This is a genomic window from Parabacteroides sp. AF17-3 (genome assembly GCF_003635445.1).
Lineage (GTDB): Bacteria > Bacteroidota > Bacteroidia > Bacteroidales > Tannerellaceae > Parabacteroides > Parabacteroides goldsteinii.
Genome location: NZ_QTMM01000013.1, coordinates 161228 through 177015 on the forward strand (window position 1 = coordinate 161228; position 15788 = coordinate 177015).

The 15788-nt window shown below is 46.1% G+C and carries 12 protein-coding genes and 1 CRISPR repeat array; of the genes, 7 read left to right on the forward strand and 5 right to left on the reverse strand.

Going from position 1 to position 15788, the window contains the following annotated elements; all coding sequences use genetic code 11:
• Positions 1-12: 12 nt before the first annotated feature.
• Positions 13-1620 carry a RagB/SusD family nutrient uptake outer membrane protein gene (locus DWW91_RS17760; protein WP_122328471.1) on the forward strand — a complete coding sequence of 536 codons (1608 nt, stop codon included), beginning with the start codon at positions 13-15 and terminating at the stop codon, positions 1618-1620.
• 203 nt (positions 1621-1823) lie between these two features.
• Here DWW91_RS17760 and DWW91_RS17765 read toward each other — a convergent pair whose 3' ends face one another.
• Entirely contained in the window at positions 1824-2678 is an 855-nt protein-coding gene (locus DWW91_RS17765; RefSeq protein ID WP_122328509.1) for an AraC family transcriptional regulator, read from the reverse strand.
• 131 nt (positions 2679-2809) lie between these two features.
• Between DWW91_RS17765 and DWW91_RS17770 the strand changes: the two genes are divergently transcribed.
• Positions 2810-3439: a nitroreductase family protein gene (locus tag DWW91_RS17770; RefSeq protein ID WP_048314255.1), complete on the forward strand. Its 630-nt coding sequence runs from the start codon at positions 2810-2812 to the stop codon at positions 3437-3439.
• A 94-nt stretch (positions 3440-3533) separates the two neighbouring features.
• Here the strand turns inward: DWW91_RS17770 and DWW91_RS17775 are convergent, their stop codons facing one another.
• Both DWW91_RS17775 and DWW91_RS17780 read right to left on the reverse strand, forming a co-directional pair.
• Entirely contained in the window at positions 3534-4214 is a 681-nt protein-coding gene (locus DWW91_RS17775) for an ABC transporter ATP-binding protein (RefSeq protein WP_122328472.1), read from the reverse strand.
• 49 nt (positions 4215-4263) lie between these two features.
• Entirely contained in the window at positions 4264-6606 is a 2343-nt protein-coding gene (locus tag DWW91_RS17780) for an FtsX-like permease family protein (RefSeq protein WP_122328473.1), read from the reverse strand.
• 176 nt (positions 6607-6782) lie between these two features.
• On the opposite strand from DWW91_RS17780, the gene DWW91_RS17785 reads away from it, so the two are divergent.
• The 5 genes from DWW91_RS17785 to cas3 all read left to right on the forward strand — a co-directional run bounded on the left by DWW91_RS17785 (position 6783) and on the right by cas3 (position 13385).
• Positions 6783-7307, forward strand: a complete 525-nt coding sequence (locus tag DWW91_RS17785; RefSeq protein WP_007653607.1) for a response regulator — start codon at positions 6783-6785, stop codon at positions 7305-7307.
• The gene (locus DWW91_RS17790) at positions 7304-8137 is read left to right on the forward strand and encodes a PAS domain-containing sensor histidine kinase (RefSeq protein ID WP_007653606.1); all 834 of its coding nucleotides are present in this window, start codon (positions 7304-7306) and stop codon (positions 8135-8137) included. The genes DWW91_RS17785 and DWW91_RS17790 overlap by 4 nt, the downstream gene beginning before the upstream one ends.
• Positions 8138-8421: 284 nt before the next feature.
• A complete protein-coding gene (locus DWW91_RS17795) occupies positions 8422-8808 on the forward strand; it encodes an HU family DNA-binding protein (RefSeq protein WP_007653605.1) in 387 nt (128 codons plus the stop codon).
• 201 nt (positions 8809-9009) lie between these two features.
• Positions 9010-11037 (forward strand): BT4734/BF3469 family protein, encoded by a 2028-nt coding sequence (locus DWW91_RS17800; RefSeq protein ID WP_233584515.1) that lies wholly within the window; start codon positions 9010-9012, stop codon positions 11035-11037.
• A gap of 128 nt (positions 11038-11165) precedes the next feature.
• Positions 11166-13385: a CRISPR-associated helicase Cas3' gene (cas3, locus tag DWW91_RS17805; RefSeq protein WP_122328475.1), complete on the forward strand. Its 2220-nt coding sequence runs from the start codon at positions 11166-11168 to the stop codon at positions 13383-13385.
• A gap of 139 nt (positions 13386-13524) precedes the next feature.
• Positions 13525-14283: a CRISPR direct-repeat array (repeat unit 32 nt; unit sequence GTTTCAACCCACGTACCTCTATAAGATACGAC).
• 172 nt (positions 14284-14455) lie between these two features.
• Here the strand turns inward: cas3 and cas2 are convergent.
• A complete protein-coding gene (gene cas2, locus DWW91_RS17810) occupies positions 14456-14746 on the reverse strand; it encodes a CRISPR-associated endonuclease Cas2 (protein ID WP_007653596.1) in 291 nt (96 codons plus the stop codon).
• Between the two features lie 4 nt (positions 14747-14750).
• The gene (gene cas1c, locus DWW91_RS17815; protein ID WP_122328476.1) at positions 14751-15785 is read right to left on the reverse strand and encodes a type I-C CRISPR-associated endonuclease Cas1c; all 1035 of its coding nucleotides are present in this window, start codon (positions 15783-15785) and stop codon (positions 14751-14753) included.
• Positions 15786-15788 lie beyond the last annotated feature (3 nt).

A 15788-nucleotide genomic window follows, 5' to 3' on the forward strand; every position in this document is an offset into this window, starting at 1 on the left:
AAGTTGAATTTTATGAAACGATTATCAATATATTTAATGGCCGGAGCAGCGTTTTTATCTACATCCTGCTCGGACTTTCTGGATACGGCTCCACATGATGCATTGTCTCCTTCCACCACCTGGAAGACCGAAACGGATGCTGAAAGTTTCGTGGTGGGATGTTATAACGGTCTGTGGGATCCGACCGCCATTCTCTATCTCGATTGTGGTTCAGATATTGCTTACAACAACTTTCCGTGGGAAGGTTGGCGCCCCTGGGGTGACGGTTCTTTGTCAAGCTCCAACCCCGGTAGTTCATTTTATAGCTTCACGACTATTCGCCGTTGCAACACCGTGCTGGAGAATATCGACAATGTAACATTCAAGTCGGAAGCAACGAAGAATGACCTGGTTGCACAGGCGAAAGCGATTCGTGCTTATAAATACTTCCAGATGAACTGGTGGTATGGCGGTGTGCCTATCATCGGCTCTTATCAGTCAGCTGAAGAAGCCCAGGTGCCCCGTAATACCGAAGAAGAAGTTCGTCAGCAGATAGCCAAAGACCTGGAAGAAGCTTTGACGGGTATTAATACGACACCGGCTGCCCGCGGACGCATCGGCAAAGGCGGTGTACTGGCAATAAAAATGCGTGAGGCTTTGTATTATGGAGAATGGCAGAAGGCTAAAGAGGCTGCCCAGGCCATCATCGACCTGAAGCAGTATGAACTGGAACCCGATTATTCCAATTTGTTCAAGCTCACTGGCACAGATTCGAAAGAGGTGATCATTGCCGACCAGCGTATCCCTAATACATTCGGTTTGGGAGTAATCGGCCAGATGTATAATAATGTAGACGGCGGTTGGTCCTCTATCGTCCCCACCCAGAACCTGGTGGATATGTATGAAATGACAGACGGTAAAACGAAGGAAGAGTCGAACTTGTATGATGCGGCCCATCCGTTTGCCAACCGCGATCCCCGTATGGCGATGAGTATTCTTTATCCGGGACAGGACTGGAGAGGTTCGGTGCTGAACACGCTGGATAAAACACTGGCGGATAAGTCGGATAATAAGAACTATCCCACCTACACCGACAATGCTTCGAAATCCAGTCTGACTTGGGCGAAATATCTGGACCCCATCGACCAGTATCCCAATATGTGGAGCACCGGAACTTGTGTGATCGTGTTCCGGTATGCCGAAGTTTTGTTGTCGTATGCCGAAGCGGAGAATGAATTGAATGGCCCTTCCGCCCAGGTATATGATTATCTGGATCAGATCCGTACCCGTGCCGGCATGCCTGTTGTGGACAGAGCCAGGTACAGCACGAAAGAAACATTGCGTGAGCTGATTCGTCGTGAGCGCTGCATTGAATTGGCGGGTGAAGGCTTGCGTCGTGCAGATATTCTGCGTTGGAAAGATGCCGCAGGAAAGATGTTGGCCGAAACATTATTGAACGGCCCGTTAAACCGTATCGTCGGTACAATCGATTACAACGAGACAGATCCTTATAAACGTGCCGTCGTAACAGGCAAGGACCTGATTGAAAACCGTGAGTTTGCTGCCAAGAACCGTTATCTGCCGATCCCGCAGGACAGCATGGATAAGAATCCGAACCTGAAACAGAATTCCGGTTACTAACGTATTATTATGTTGAAACTGCCGGAACGAATTTCCTGGTAATCCAGTTGATTAAAGTTAAGGGTTAATGTGGAAGGCTGTCGGATATGAATCCCGCAGCCTTCGTTTTTGACTCCCCCGGCAAATGCTTCGGCACAAGCAAGTCCAATCAGTTGTGAAGACAAATGAAGATAACAGACAAAAGGGAAAACGATATAAGATAATTATTGAAATTGTTTTCTGTACCTGCTGGGAGAGACTCCTATATTATTTGTGAAAACCCGGACAAAGTGAGGTAAATCATTGAATCCTACCGTGAAACATATTTCGGATACTTGCTTCTGTGAATGTTTCAAAAGTTTGCAGGCTGTATTTAAACGGTATTGAGTTACATACTGCGAAAAAGTTATTCCTTTACAACGCTTAAAGTAAGAACAGAAAGCAGAGCGGTTCATACCTACTTCGGCGGCAATATCATCCAACGAAATAGTGTGGACGTAGTGAGCCATCACATAGCTACATATTTGCTGCATACGACGTACATCCCGTTCGATGCGCATCGGTCTGCCTACAAACGTATGGTCGGACGATTTGAAAATGACTGGCAGCAGACGGAACATTTCGCACAAGCGTTCCAACTCGTCCAGGTTGTTCATCCGTGATAATATCCGGCGGATGGTTCGTGAACTTTCGGAACCGAACTTCAGTGCATCGACTGGAAATGTAATGTTTTTCAGATGGTTGCGCAGTTCGGGAAATACCTGCATGCACCGTTCTACCAGTGAATGACTGAAAGCTACCATCAGATAACGGACATGGCCTTCTTCGTCCGCTGAATCCGGCGTATACTCCCAGCGGTGGAGCATGGACGGAGGTATCAATGCCACATCGCCAGCTTCAAAGGGTTGTAAAGTGTCGCCTGCCATCCGGTTACCATACCCGTGGACAACATAATACAATTCCCATGCATCATGTTGATGCAATTTGGCCTCGAGACCCGTTTCTACCCGTTGGTCTATAAAGAAAAACGAATGATTTTCCACCTCGGGCAATTCGTAAGGAATAGCAGTATCTTCCATAAAGGTATGCTTAAAATGATCCGAATGCAAATATACGACAAGTATACGAAACAATATCACAAATATGTAACAAGAAAGCCGGATAACTTTGCTGCCGGAAACGATAAGTATAACCAATAAAATGTATTGTTATGGATTTCTATCAAGTATTAGAGAAAAGAAGAACTATCCGGGATTTTTCTGATAAAGAAGTTACGGACGAAGTATTGAAGAAGGTATTGTCGGCTGCATTTAAAGCTCCTACCAATGACCATTTGCGTCAGTTTGAATTTGTTGTGGTGAGAGGACAAGAGAATATTGCCCGACTCGTATCGCCTGTGGCACAAAACACTAAAAATATTCAGCAGACAGGACTTAACGCTGCTGCCGGTGTGATGGACAAAGATGAGCACGCCATGTTTACCGATGCGTTGCCCAAGCAGCAACGTATGCTTATGCAGAGCAATTGCCTTGTTCTGCCGTTTTTCTGGCAAAAGGATTATCCTCTGTGTCAACCTGCCGACCAAAGTTCGCTCAACTATTTCGCTTCGGCGTGGGCTGCCGTTGAAAATATCCTGTTGGCAGCAACGGCAGAAGGATTGGCATGTGCTTTCCGTATTCCCATCGGCAACGAACCGGAACATGTAAAACAACTGGTTAAAGCCCCCGATGGATATGAGTTTACCTGTTATCTTGCTATCGGTTATCCGGCCGAAAACGCACATATCTGTAAACAGAAAGAAATTCGGATAGAGGACAGAATTCATGATAATCGTTGGTAATCCGGGAATGAAGCGACATGTCCTGCCGTTTGTTGCAGATAGCAGACGAAATTGGGGAATAATCCTATATGACATTGAGAGAATGTTATAGGCATCAAAGTATTCCATCCAACTCATTGACAATTTGTCCGTCAAAAAGATTGATGATGTAGTCGGCGTATGTGGCATCGTGCTGTGAGTGTGTCACCATGACGATAGTCGTTCCTTCGGCATTCAACTGACTGAGCAGTTTCATTATTTCGAGACTGTTCTTGGAGTCGAGGTTGCCGGTCGGCTCGTCGGCCAAAATCAATTTAGGTTTGCCTACCACGGCGCGGGCGATGGCTACTCGTTGCTGTTGGCCTCCGGATAGTTGTTGCGGATAATGTTTGGCGCGGTGGCTGAGGCGTACTTTGCGCAGGATGTCAAGTACCTGCTGTTTGCGTTCGGCTTTAGGTACGCCAAGATATTTCAGTTGGAGGTCTATGTTTTCTTCCACCGTCAGCTCGTCGATGAGGTTGAAACTCTGGAAGACGAACCCGATACGTCCTTTGCGGTAACGGGTTCGGTCTTTCTCTTTCAAGTGTCCCATTTCTTCCCCATCCAACAGGTAGCTGCCTTCGTCCGGATTGTCCAGCAGGCCGAGAATATGCAGCAAGGTCGATTTGCCGCATCCGCTTGGACCCATGATGGCGACGAACTCGCCCTTTTTCACTTCCATGCTTACGCCGTTGAGTGCGATGGTTTCTATTTCTTCCGTCCGGAAGCTTTTGCTGAGATTCTTTATTTTAATCATGACTTGTTTCGTTTTTTATAATGATGTTACCTGTTATATACTGTTGCTTTTATTCCGTCCGGATGCTTTTTATAGGGTTGCGGCGGGCGACTTTCAAAGTTTGACTGATGATTGACACGAAAGCGATAACTATGGTTGCCAAAACAGCCGCGGCTATGAGGTGCCACGGGAAGGCGATGCGGTTATAGAATGACTCCAAACTGATTTGAACCGCTTTCAAACTGATGGGCAGGGCGAAGCAGGCGGCAAGCAACGAGAGCATCATGAATCGTTTGGAAAGTTCCCATACCGCACCGCTTGTTTCGGCTCCCATCACTTTGCACAAAGCAATCCGCTTGCTTTGCTGTTCGGTGTAGCTTATCGACATGGCAAACAATCCCATGGCAGAGATGAGGATGGAGATGGCCATGAAGCAAAGGACGAGCATCACGATGTTCTTCTCGTGTGTCAAATCTTTGTCCAGATAATCATCTATATAATCGGCTTCCAGGTCTTTCGGCATCCCGATCACCTCTTTGGACACTTCCCGACAGGTATGGCGGATGGCGGCCAAAGCTTCCGACCGGTTACCTTGGGTCCGGACGACTTGGCTGATCACATAGCCTTGCGGGTCCATCACCCCGACCGCTCCGTGCGAATCGGGTGTCGGAGTGTTTAACGGCATGAGTGAACGGTAATCACGGATAACACCACAGACGTTATACCGGTAGCCGCCCTCGTCACCGTTCTTTCCGAAATGGGGGTTGTCGGCCGAAAGGTTATAACGGCGGCAGGTCTCTTCCGTTACCCAAACCATGCCGGGTAGCGGGTCCGACCAGCGTTCTGTCACTTCGAAGCCCAACATCCGGAATGCAGTGCTGTCCACATCCGAGAGGTGGAGCCATGACATTCCCTCTTCGTCCGGCTGGCGTACGCCAGCGTGGCCGCTGACGAAAGGCAGTTTCCGTGCCAACGCCACTTCTGCCACCTGGGGCAATGCCTGCAAACGTTTCTGGAGGATGGCTTGTTTGTCGTAGGTCGGTCCTAAATCCCAGGCCCGTACAAAGACCAGATCGGTATTATAGCCGGTCGGCAGGGTAGCAAGGTAGTGTATTTGGACGGCCATTGTCAGTCCCAACGTAATGAGGAACGTGCTGATCACGTTCTGCACGATGATGAACAGGCGGCTGAACAGTTGCTTGTTCTGCAAGCGGAAGTTCCCCTTTACAATATCTATCGGGCTGTATTTGCGAATGATGAGTGCCGGTACTAATCCTGATATACCGGTGATTCCAACTAATAACAGCAGGGCGTAGGCCACCGTTGCGGGAGAAAGCGACATGGCGATTTGGGTAGAGAGCAAGTATTCGAAATAGGGTTTGGCAATGACGGCGATGAGGCATCCGCCGATGAAGCACCCGGTTGTGAAGATTGCCGACTCGGCGAGGTAGCGCAACACGATTTGCCCGGCAGAATCGCCCATCAACCGTCGAGTCGCCATCTCATGTGCCCGCTTGCCGGTTTGCGACACGGTCAGGTTGATGTAGTTGAAGACGGCTGAAAGGAGCAAGATCATCGCGATGGCCAATAAGATTTGAACCTGTTTCCGTGTCCCGTTGCGGAAAGGAGTGTAATGGTTCAAGGGTGAAAAGTATATTTCGTCCATGCGTGTGAGTGATGAACCCCATGTAAAGTTGTTCGTGCTGTTGTCTTCTTTCCAATAATCCCAATAACTTTTATAGCTGTCGAGCAGTTTTCGGGTGACGATGCCGGGGATTGCATCTTCTGTCAATGTGACAAATGTTTGGGTTGAACCGAAGTTATCCATCCAGGAATAAGTCTTTTCCACCAATCTGATAGGGACCAGGAGGTCAACCGGCTTTAACAGTTCTGTCGGATCGAAAGTCGGGAGAATCCCGACGACCCGTAGCGGTGTCTGGTTCAGGTACATGATTGTGCGTCCGATAGGATCTTCATTGCCGAATACTTTACGGGCGAACGGTTCGGAGATGATGGCCTCGTTTGTTCCGTTCAGTACCTTGTCGCGTTCACATCCGATGAGCGGATAGTCCATCAGCCGGAAGAAGTTGGAATCGACGGCAAGGCTGTTCACCTGGTAGTAGTTGTTGTCTATGGTCAAGTCTGTCAGCTCGTTGTTGATGAGGCGTGTCCATTCTTTTATTTCCGGAATGGAAGGGAATAATTCCGGGGCGGTACCGACCGTCATACCGATGCCATCGCCGTAGCCGATGGCATACAATTGGTGGGAGTATGGCTGTCTGTTACCGATATTGAATTCGGTTTTAGCGTATAACGTTAAGAGGAGTACGACTCCCAATGCGATGGCCAGTCCGAAGAACTGGATAGCCGTGTAGAGCTTGTTGCGGCTGAGAAAAGTGAAGTACGATTTCATCTTTGTTCATTGTTTTATTTGTTGCAAATGTATAAGGTTGCCGGCATTCGGCAATGGATGTAAAGCGCGGTTAGAGCAGTTTGTATGAAAATCATACACCTGTTTGTATGATATTCATACAGCCTTTTTCCGTACCTTTGCCTCTGATAAATGAAGGTAATCTAAACGAATCGGATATGGCGAATTACAGGACGATATTGGTGGTGGATGATAATCCGGCGATTCTTACGGCAGTCAGGATCTGTTTGGCCGGTGAGTTTGATAAAGTATTGACGCTTGTTTCTCCCGACACGCTTCTTACGGTATTGGCACAAGAGGAGGTGGATGTGATTTTGCTCGACATGAACTTCACGCAAGGGGGAAACTCCGGACAAGACGGCTTGCTTTGGCTTCGGGCAATCCATAAGAAACATCCGGCCATTCCGGTGGTGCTGGTGACGGCATACGCTGATATCAAATTGGCGGTGCGCGGGTTGAAGATGGGAGCGGCAGACTTTGTTACCAAGCCTTGGGACAACCAGGAGTTGATCCGTGTCCTGAAAGATGCGATTGATGCCGGCCGGAAAGTGGTTTCGTTGGAACAAGTCGAGGCGGAACATGTGCATAAGGTCGTGGAGCGTTGCCACGGCAACATCAGCCGGGCTGCCGAACTGTTGGGGATTACCCGGCAGACGTTGTATGCTAAAATGAAAAAACTATGATTCTGATAGTCTCTTTTTTGGTGGTCGTTGTTGTCTTCTTCGGATGGTTTTATCGTCATCAGGTGTTGCTGAGAGACCGGGCACATCTGATGCGTGAGGCGATTCGCAACGAAGAGTTCACGTTCCGTCTTCCTGTAAAAGGTCTGTTCTTCGGAGAACGGGCGTTGCAGGAAGCCCTTAACGAAACAGGTAAGGATATAGGCGTGCTGCTTGCCCGCAACGAAGTGGAATCGTGGCAGCGTCTGACTCGTGTGCTTACCCATGAAATCATGAATGCTACGACACCGATTGCCAGCATCAGCCAGGCCTATTTGGATAATCCTGCGATTGCGGGGACAGTTTACGAGGAGGGAGTCCGTGCCATTCATGAGACCAGCCGGGGGCTTGCCTTGTTTGTGGACAGTTACCGGAAACTGGCAGAGTTGCAGGAGCCGGTTCTTGTGGAGATCCCATTGGCCGCTTTCGTGGAAAGAATTCGGACGCTTTATCCGGATTTGGAGTGGCATATTTCCATCCCTTTGGCTGTCACGATGTTTACGGATGAGAATATGTTGCGCCAGGTGTTGATCAATCTGGTCAAGAATGCCTGCGAAGCCGGGGCGACGACTATGGATGTGCGTTGGTATAAGGAGTTGTGGATCAGCAATAACGGTGCGCCTATTCCGGCAGATGTCGAGCGGGAGATTTTTGTTCCGTTCTTTACAACCAAAAAGAATGGTTCGGGTATCGGCTTGTCACTTTCCCGGCAGATGATGGTTCGGCAAGGCCGGGACCTTTGTTTGGCTGAACGGCCTGTGCCCGGTTTCCAGGTGACGTTTATTGTGTCTTAGTTTGAAAAATCGAAGTGTTGTTATTAACATAAACGGCAATAGAAGATAAAAATATAGGATAAACTATTGTATGTCTCCTTATATTTTATACCTTTAGTCCTGACTTAGTAATATCATCCTGTACACCCTGGCTGATTATCCTGTACACCCTGGTCGGCCAGCCTGTACACCTTATTCGATTATCCTGTACAGCCTGGTATTACTGACTAGTAATCAGTGATATAAAAGGTAGTAACCTTTGAAGTAACTAGTAGTAATATTAAATCTAAAAGAAAGGGAACCGCATGGCAGTAAGGTACAAACTCACAAAAATCAATGATAATATTACCGGCAAAGAGCAGGTAAAGTATTCGGTTACCACCGTAAGTTATGGTAATGTCAACCTCGATATGTTGGCAGAACAAATGGCCGATGCCAGTACTTTCACGTATGGGGATGTTAAAGGGATGATCGAAAATCTGACTCTTTTGATATCGGAAGCCTTGAAAGAAGGCAATACGGTGACGATCGACGGTCTGGGCACCTTCTCGGTGACCGCCCAGCCGAATCGCGATGTGGAAGAACCGTCTAAAATTCGCGCTGAATCCATTAAACTGAAGGGGATAGGCTTCAAACCCAGTCCGAAGTTGAAAGATCGGCTGAGCAATATCGAGTTTACGAGGCTGAAATAAGGTTGTACATAAAGTTTCAGGAAAGTATTTGCCATTTGCAATATTGTCCTGCAATATATTGTATAATAGAAATTTAAACCATTGCAAATACCTTTTTTATTTGCAATGGCGTTTGCCATTTGTCATATCATAAGAGGGGTGAAAATAAAATATACTATGTACATTACACAAACAAAGAATGGGGGTAAAACCTTTAAAAATATGGCGTTGCACGTTGTTTTATGCGGTATGCGTAGCGGCGAGTACCGGAAGGTGGTGAATGAATACAGGGAGCTCCTGGCTTGTTCGATGCCTGGTGATAAAAGTATACATGCAACAGATCTTCCGGCGTTGTGTTTTTCCGCATTATTCGGAAAAAGAGATAAAAAGGTCGAGTTCCGGTCGTATAACGGACTGGTTCTGGTGGAGGTCGGAAATCTGGCGAATAAGGAAGAGGTGGCGAGAATAAGAGAATTGGCATCGCAAGCCCCTCAAACACTGGCTGCTTTTACCGGTTCCAGCGGAAAAAGTGTAAAAATATTGGTACCGTTTGTTTTGCCTGACAGAACATTGCCACGGGACAGGGAGCAGGCGGAATTGTTTCATGCGGTAGCCTACCGGCGCGCTGTTGCCTATTATCAGGCTCAGCTGCAATGTGATATAGAGATAAAGACTCCCTCTTTGGAGCGGGGATGCCGCCATTCCTTCGATCCTGATTTATATTATAATTTTTCGGCTGTTGCGTTGGTTCAGGAACAACCGACACAGATGCCGGACGAACCGATATACCGGGAAATCGTATCGAAAGAAGAAGATCCGCTTTTACGTATGATGCCCGGATTCGACCGCAGTCGTATCATTTCCCGTTTTTATAATGCCTGTATGCTGGATGCATTGGAGAAAACGGGAGGTTTGGATGACGGAAAAGAGGTCAGACCTTTCCTGACAAAGCTGGCTGAAAATTGTTTCCAGTCTGGGATACCGGAGGAGGATGCGGTTCGCTGGACAAGGATATACCAGCATCTGGAACTGTTTGAAGAGGAGATCCGGGAGACCATTCATACGGTGTACCAGCTTTCGAAGAATTTTGGAAAGAAACCGGTGATGCCTCCCGAGCAATTATTGTCTGTAAAGACGGATGAGTTTATGAAACGGCGTTATGAGCTTAGGCGGAATATGCTGGCCGGCGAAGTGGAGTTTCGGGCAAGAGGTTCATATTATATCCGTTTTGCTCCTGTGACGGAGACGGTTCTGAACAGTATCGGACTGAATGCACAGGCTGAAGGATTGGCACTTTGGGATCGTGATGTGAAGCGGTATGTGTATTCCGACAGGGTACCGGTTTTCTATCCGTTGGAAGATTATCTGGAACATTTACCGGCATGGGATGGGAAAGACCATATCCGTACGTTGGCCGATACGTTGCCGACAGATAATACTGCCTGGCGCGATTTGTTTTATATCTGGTTCCTGAGCATGGTCGCTCATTGGTACCGGCGGGATCATTTGCATGCCAATAGTTCGTTACCTTTACTGGTCGGCCCTCAGGGATGCGGCAAATCGACCTGGTGTCGGAATCTGCTGCCCCCTTCGCTTCGTATGTATTATACGGATAGCATCGATTTCAGCAATAAGCGGGATGCAGAATTGCTGCTTACCCGCTTTGCGTTGATCAATATCGATGAGTTCGATTCGGTAAGTGCCGCGTATCAGAGTTTTTTGAAGAATGTTCTTCAAAAGCCGGTGGTCAATGCCCGCCAACCTTATAAACGGAGCATTCAGGCGTTGCACCGATATGCTTCTTTCATTGCCACTTGTAATAATTATGACTTGCTGACCGATCCGACCGGTAGCCGCCGTTTTATTTGTATCGGGATAACCGGGACAGCAGATAATTCCGTATCGGTTAATTATGAACAGCTTTATGCGCAGGCAGTCTCGGCTTTAAAGGCAGGCGAACGCTATTGGTTTACGTCCGAAGAAGAATCTTCTACCACCCGCAACAATGATGTGTTCCAGCAGATACCGATAGAGGAACAATTGTTCCTGCAAAACTTCCGTGCACCATTGCCGGGAGAGGAATATGAGGAACTTTTTGCTCTTGAAATACTTCAATATCTGCAAGATGAAAGTGGCATAAGGTTGGGTACTAAACGGTTGACATACTTCGGGCGCTTGCTTCAAAAGAATAAGATCCCGTCGCGCCGTACGATGAGAGGTACGTGTTATTTGGTTGTTAGGAATAAATGATGTATGGCAAATGGCAAACGGCATTGCAAATGAAATCGGTATTTGCAATAGTTTAATTGGTTGTTATACAATGTGCTGTGTGGAAATATTGCAAATGGCAAATAAATTAGTGAAAACTTTTATGTAAGATGAAAAATGAGCAGGATTTTATAGCGCATGTCAAGGTGGAGGATGACGCTTTTCAGATACAAACAGTTAAGGAACATGCTGTCGGTACAGCTGGTTTAAGCGAATCGTTCGCATCTGTTTTCGGTGCTGCGGCCTGGGGAAAGCAGAATGGCTGGTGGCATGATATGGGAAAATATACGAAGGATAGTTTTCAACCTTATATCCGTAGTGCATCCGGTATGACGGCAGAGCAGAAAGTGGTGAATAAACCCGATCATTCCTCAGCCGGAGCTATGCTGGCGAAAGAGAAATTACCGGGTTATTATCAGCCGTTGGCCTATTGTATAGCCGGACATCATTCGGGATTGCTAGACTGGACTTCTTCCGGGGAGGCTAATTTGAGTAAACGTTTGTCTAAAACAGACTGTTACCAGGAGATGTTGAATGATGCGCCGGAAGAGATGCGGGAAGCGGTCGTTTCGCTGAATGCGCCTATGATTAGTGATTTTCAGAAAGAAATGCACCAATGGATTCGCATGTTGTTTTCATGTCTGGTAGATGCCGACTATCTGGATACGGAGCGGTTTATGCAGCCGGAGCAGGCTGTTCGTCGCGGGCAATATGATTCTATGGAACTATTGAAAGATCGGTTTGATACATATATGGAATCGCTCACGGCCGGTGCTCCTGCCTCTTTCATCAATGAGAAGCGCGCTGCTATCTTGTCTCGTTGCCGTGAGATGGCGGAAAAGCTTCCCGGCTTTTTCAGCCTGACAGTGCCGACGGGCGGGGGAAAGACATTGGCTTCGATGGCCTGGGCGCTCCTCCATGCTGTCCGTTATAAAAAAGATAGGATTATCATTGTCATTCCTTATACGAGTATTATTGTACAGACGGCTGCCGTGCTTCGGGATATTTTCGGTGCGGAGAATGTGGTGGAGCATCATAGTAATTTGCAGCCGGATAGTAATGACGAACGGTCTCCTTCCCAGTTGGCAACGGAAAACTGGGATGCTCCGATTATTGTGACTACGAATGTACAGTTCTTCGAGTCGCTGTATGCTTGCCGGACTTCACGGTGCCGGAAGTTACATAATATCTGTAATTCGGTTGTTATTCTGGATGAGGCGCAAATGTTGCCGGTTGAATTTTTGCAGCCGATATTGGATATCTTGCAGAGCCTGCAATCGTCTTTTAAAACCAGTATTTTGTTTACCACAGCTACATTGCCTGTTTTTGCCGGTCGTATCGGAACGGGGCAGAAGGCTTTTAGTGGGCTGAAGAGTCCCGTCACAGAAATTACTTCCATGCATGATCATTTGTTTGAGGCTTTTAAACGGGTAGAATTGCATTGGCCGGAATCGACCACGACTTTCGATGACCTTGCCGACGAACTGTCCGGATATGATTGTGTATTATGTATTGTAAATACCCGAAAAGAGGCGCGGGAGCTTTATCAGCGGATGCCTGAAGGAACTTTGCATCTATCGCGTATGATGTGTTCCGTACATATCATGGAAGTGATAAAATTGATCAAGCAGAAATTGAAGGACAATGAACCGGTTCGTGTGATAAGCACGCAGTTGGTTGAAGCCGGGGTAGATATTGATTTCCCGGTAGTGTACCGTGCATTTGCCGGTCTGGATTCAATCATACAGGCGGCAGGAAGATGTAACCGGGAAGGTAAGTTAAATAAGAAGGGTGAGTTGGGGCAGGTCTTTGTCTTCAAACCGGAGAATAGTACTTTACGTGGTTTGATGGGGAAGGGGGCGGCTGCTTTACGGGAGATGTTGTCTATTTCCGATGGGAGTGACTTGTTTTCCCCGGATTGTATGGCTCAATATTTCCGGTTATTCTATAGCAATTGTAATACCTTTGATAAGGCAGAGATCAAAGACTCTTTATATAAAGGTGCCGGAGAAATGAATTTCCTTTTTGCTACGGCGGCCGATCAATTCCGGTTGATAGACGATAAAGACTCGGTATCCATCTTAGTCGGCTATGGTGATGGCGCAACCTTGTTGGAAGAACTGAAGCGGATTGGTCCGGAATTCTGGTTATTGCGTAAGCTGCAACAGTATAGCGTATCCGTCAGAAAATGGGATTTCGAACAGTTCCGTAAACAGGGCACTGTGGGAGAGTATGCCGGAATATTTATATTGGAGGATGGAAGGTGTTATGATGAACATGCCGGGTTGGTTTTGGATGGCGCTTGGGTGGAGGAGTTGCTGTTGGTGTGATAGGTGTTACAGATTGAGTTGGTTATAATAAGTGCGTGGATTGAAACGTGTCTGAATTGAAATTGCAACAATAACACTACCATCGCATCCTTTACGGGTGCGACGGTTATGTCCGTGTATCAACTCCCGATCAATGTTTGTTTCAATCCACGCATCTCTATAAGATACGACACTTCCCGGGTATCGACCTTAATTCTATAACAGATGTTTCAACCCACGTACCTCTATAAGATACGACAGGAGCCGATTACCATGTATACAGATGGAACAAAGTTTCAACCCACGTACCTCTATAAGATACGACCTTGGCCATTTAAACTGAATCCATCAAATTCGGGTTTCAACCCACGTACCTCTATAAGATACGACTTATGGTCCGTTTGAAAGCTTTAGGGAAAATGGGCGTTTCAACCCACGTACCTCTATAAGATACGACTCAAGTGTTTGGATCGTTGGACGGCATGTTGCAGGTTTCAACCCACGTACCTCTATAAGATACGACGGGCATTCCTCAATTCACTTTCCGAGGAAGATAAGTTTCAACCCACGTACCTCTATAAGATACGACCCAGCCCTTAGGCACATAATCATCCGTATTTTCAGTTTCAACCCACGTACCTCTATAAGATACGACTTAAAGGACAAGATCATGCGTTACAAAGATTTGATGTTTCAACCCACGTACCTCTATAAGATACGACTAAGAAATAATGCTACTATTGGCCGGCTTATAAATGTTTCAACCCACGTACCTCTATAAGATACGACAATAGTATTCTACAGCTTTATCTAGGTCAACAAGTTTCAACCCACGTACCTCTATAAGATACGACTGTTGTCGATATGTTAGAGATTAAACGGACGGAGTTTCAACCCACGTACCTCTATAAGATACGACCGCATTACAAATAACACAAACATTTACAGTTTGTTACCAATATCTTTATGCGATAATAAACTTTTTGGATTCTTTATTGATGAAATAGAGCCAATAGATATGTGCAATAGACTAATAATCAATAAATGCGAAAACCCCGGCTTTTGGGGTAATGCTTAATGTTCGCGAACAGTTATATTATAAGTTCGTCTTCTACATTATAAGATGTGATGACACCTATGTATTCAACCCTTTTAGAATAATTATTTCCCAAGAAATAGAAACGGATACTATCTTTTTTATGATCTATGATATCCGATAGCTTTAATCTTAACTCGGTAAATTGAGCAGGCGAGACAGAGCATTCAAAAACGGAATTCTGGACGCGTTGGCCATAATTCAGGCATTGACGTGCTACCTGACGTAGCCTGCGCTGTCCGTCGGAAGTCATTGTTTCTACGTCATATGTAACTAGAACATACATAAAATCACTTCATTAAAAAGACTGGATAATTATCTAAATCGTTTCTCAAAAAACGAGCTAAAAGCATCGCCTGAATATATGGGATAAGTCCTATTGGTACGGATTCATTTAAGTAAGGGTGGATTATTGTCTCTTTTTTTCTCTTCTGCCAGGAGAGTAAAACTTCTTTTCTGATATCTTCATCCATAACGATCCCGTTATCTCCGTGTTCAACAAAACCTTTACCGGAAATCTGTTTACGATTGATTAAAGATAAGACTAATCTGTCTGCCAGGTAGGCTCGTAACTCTTCCATCATATCCAACGCTAAACTAGCTCTTCCCGGGCGATCGGTATGTAAAAAGCCTACGTACGGATCAAGTCCTACTGTTTCCAATGCAGACTGTACCTCATGATTCAGCAAGGTATAAACAAATGACAACAGGGCATTTACTTTGTCTTTGGGCGGTCTTCTGTTCCTTCCGTTAAACGGAAAATCCTCACATTGCGATATGATCATCTGGTTAAATACAGAGAAATAAGTTGTAGCGGCTTCTCCCTCTATACCTCTTAATGTATCGGAAGACTCAGTAACTAAAGCCTGATTCTTTGATCTCTTTAATTTTTCAGATACGGATAAAAACAAGGAAAGCTGTTCGTCGGAAGAAATATGATCTCTTTTGAAACGGTCGATAACCGTCCGGGAATTTGCTATCTTTCCGGCTATAAACAGACGGCTGATCTCCAGCGATTTATTTGCATCGTCGGCAATCCTGTATTGTGTTCTTCGCAAAAGAACATTCCCTTTTGTCGGACCGGATACTCTACCCTGAAACTGTCCGTTGGCACTTAAAAAACATAATCCTACATTTCTTTCGGCACACATCTTCATTAATGCCGGGGAAGCACCCATATATCCGAATGTGACAATACCTTCTATATTCAAAATCGGAATTCTGAATATATCTTTTTCCTTAACCCTGATTACTACGTTTTCTCCATCTTTAGTTAAATAGGCTTCAGGAGTAGTTACATATAATGTGTTCAATAATTTTCTCATATT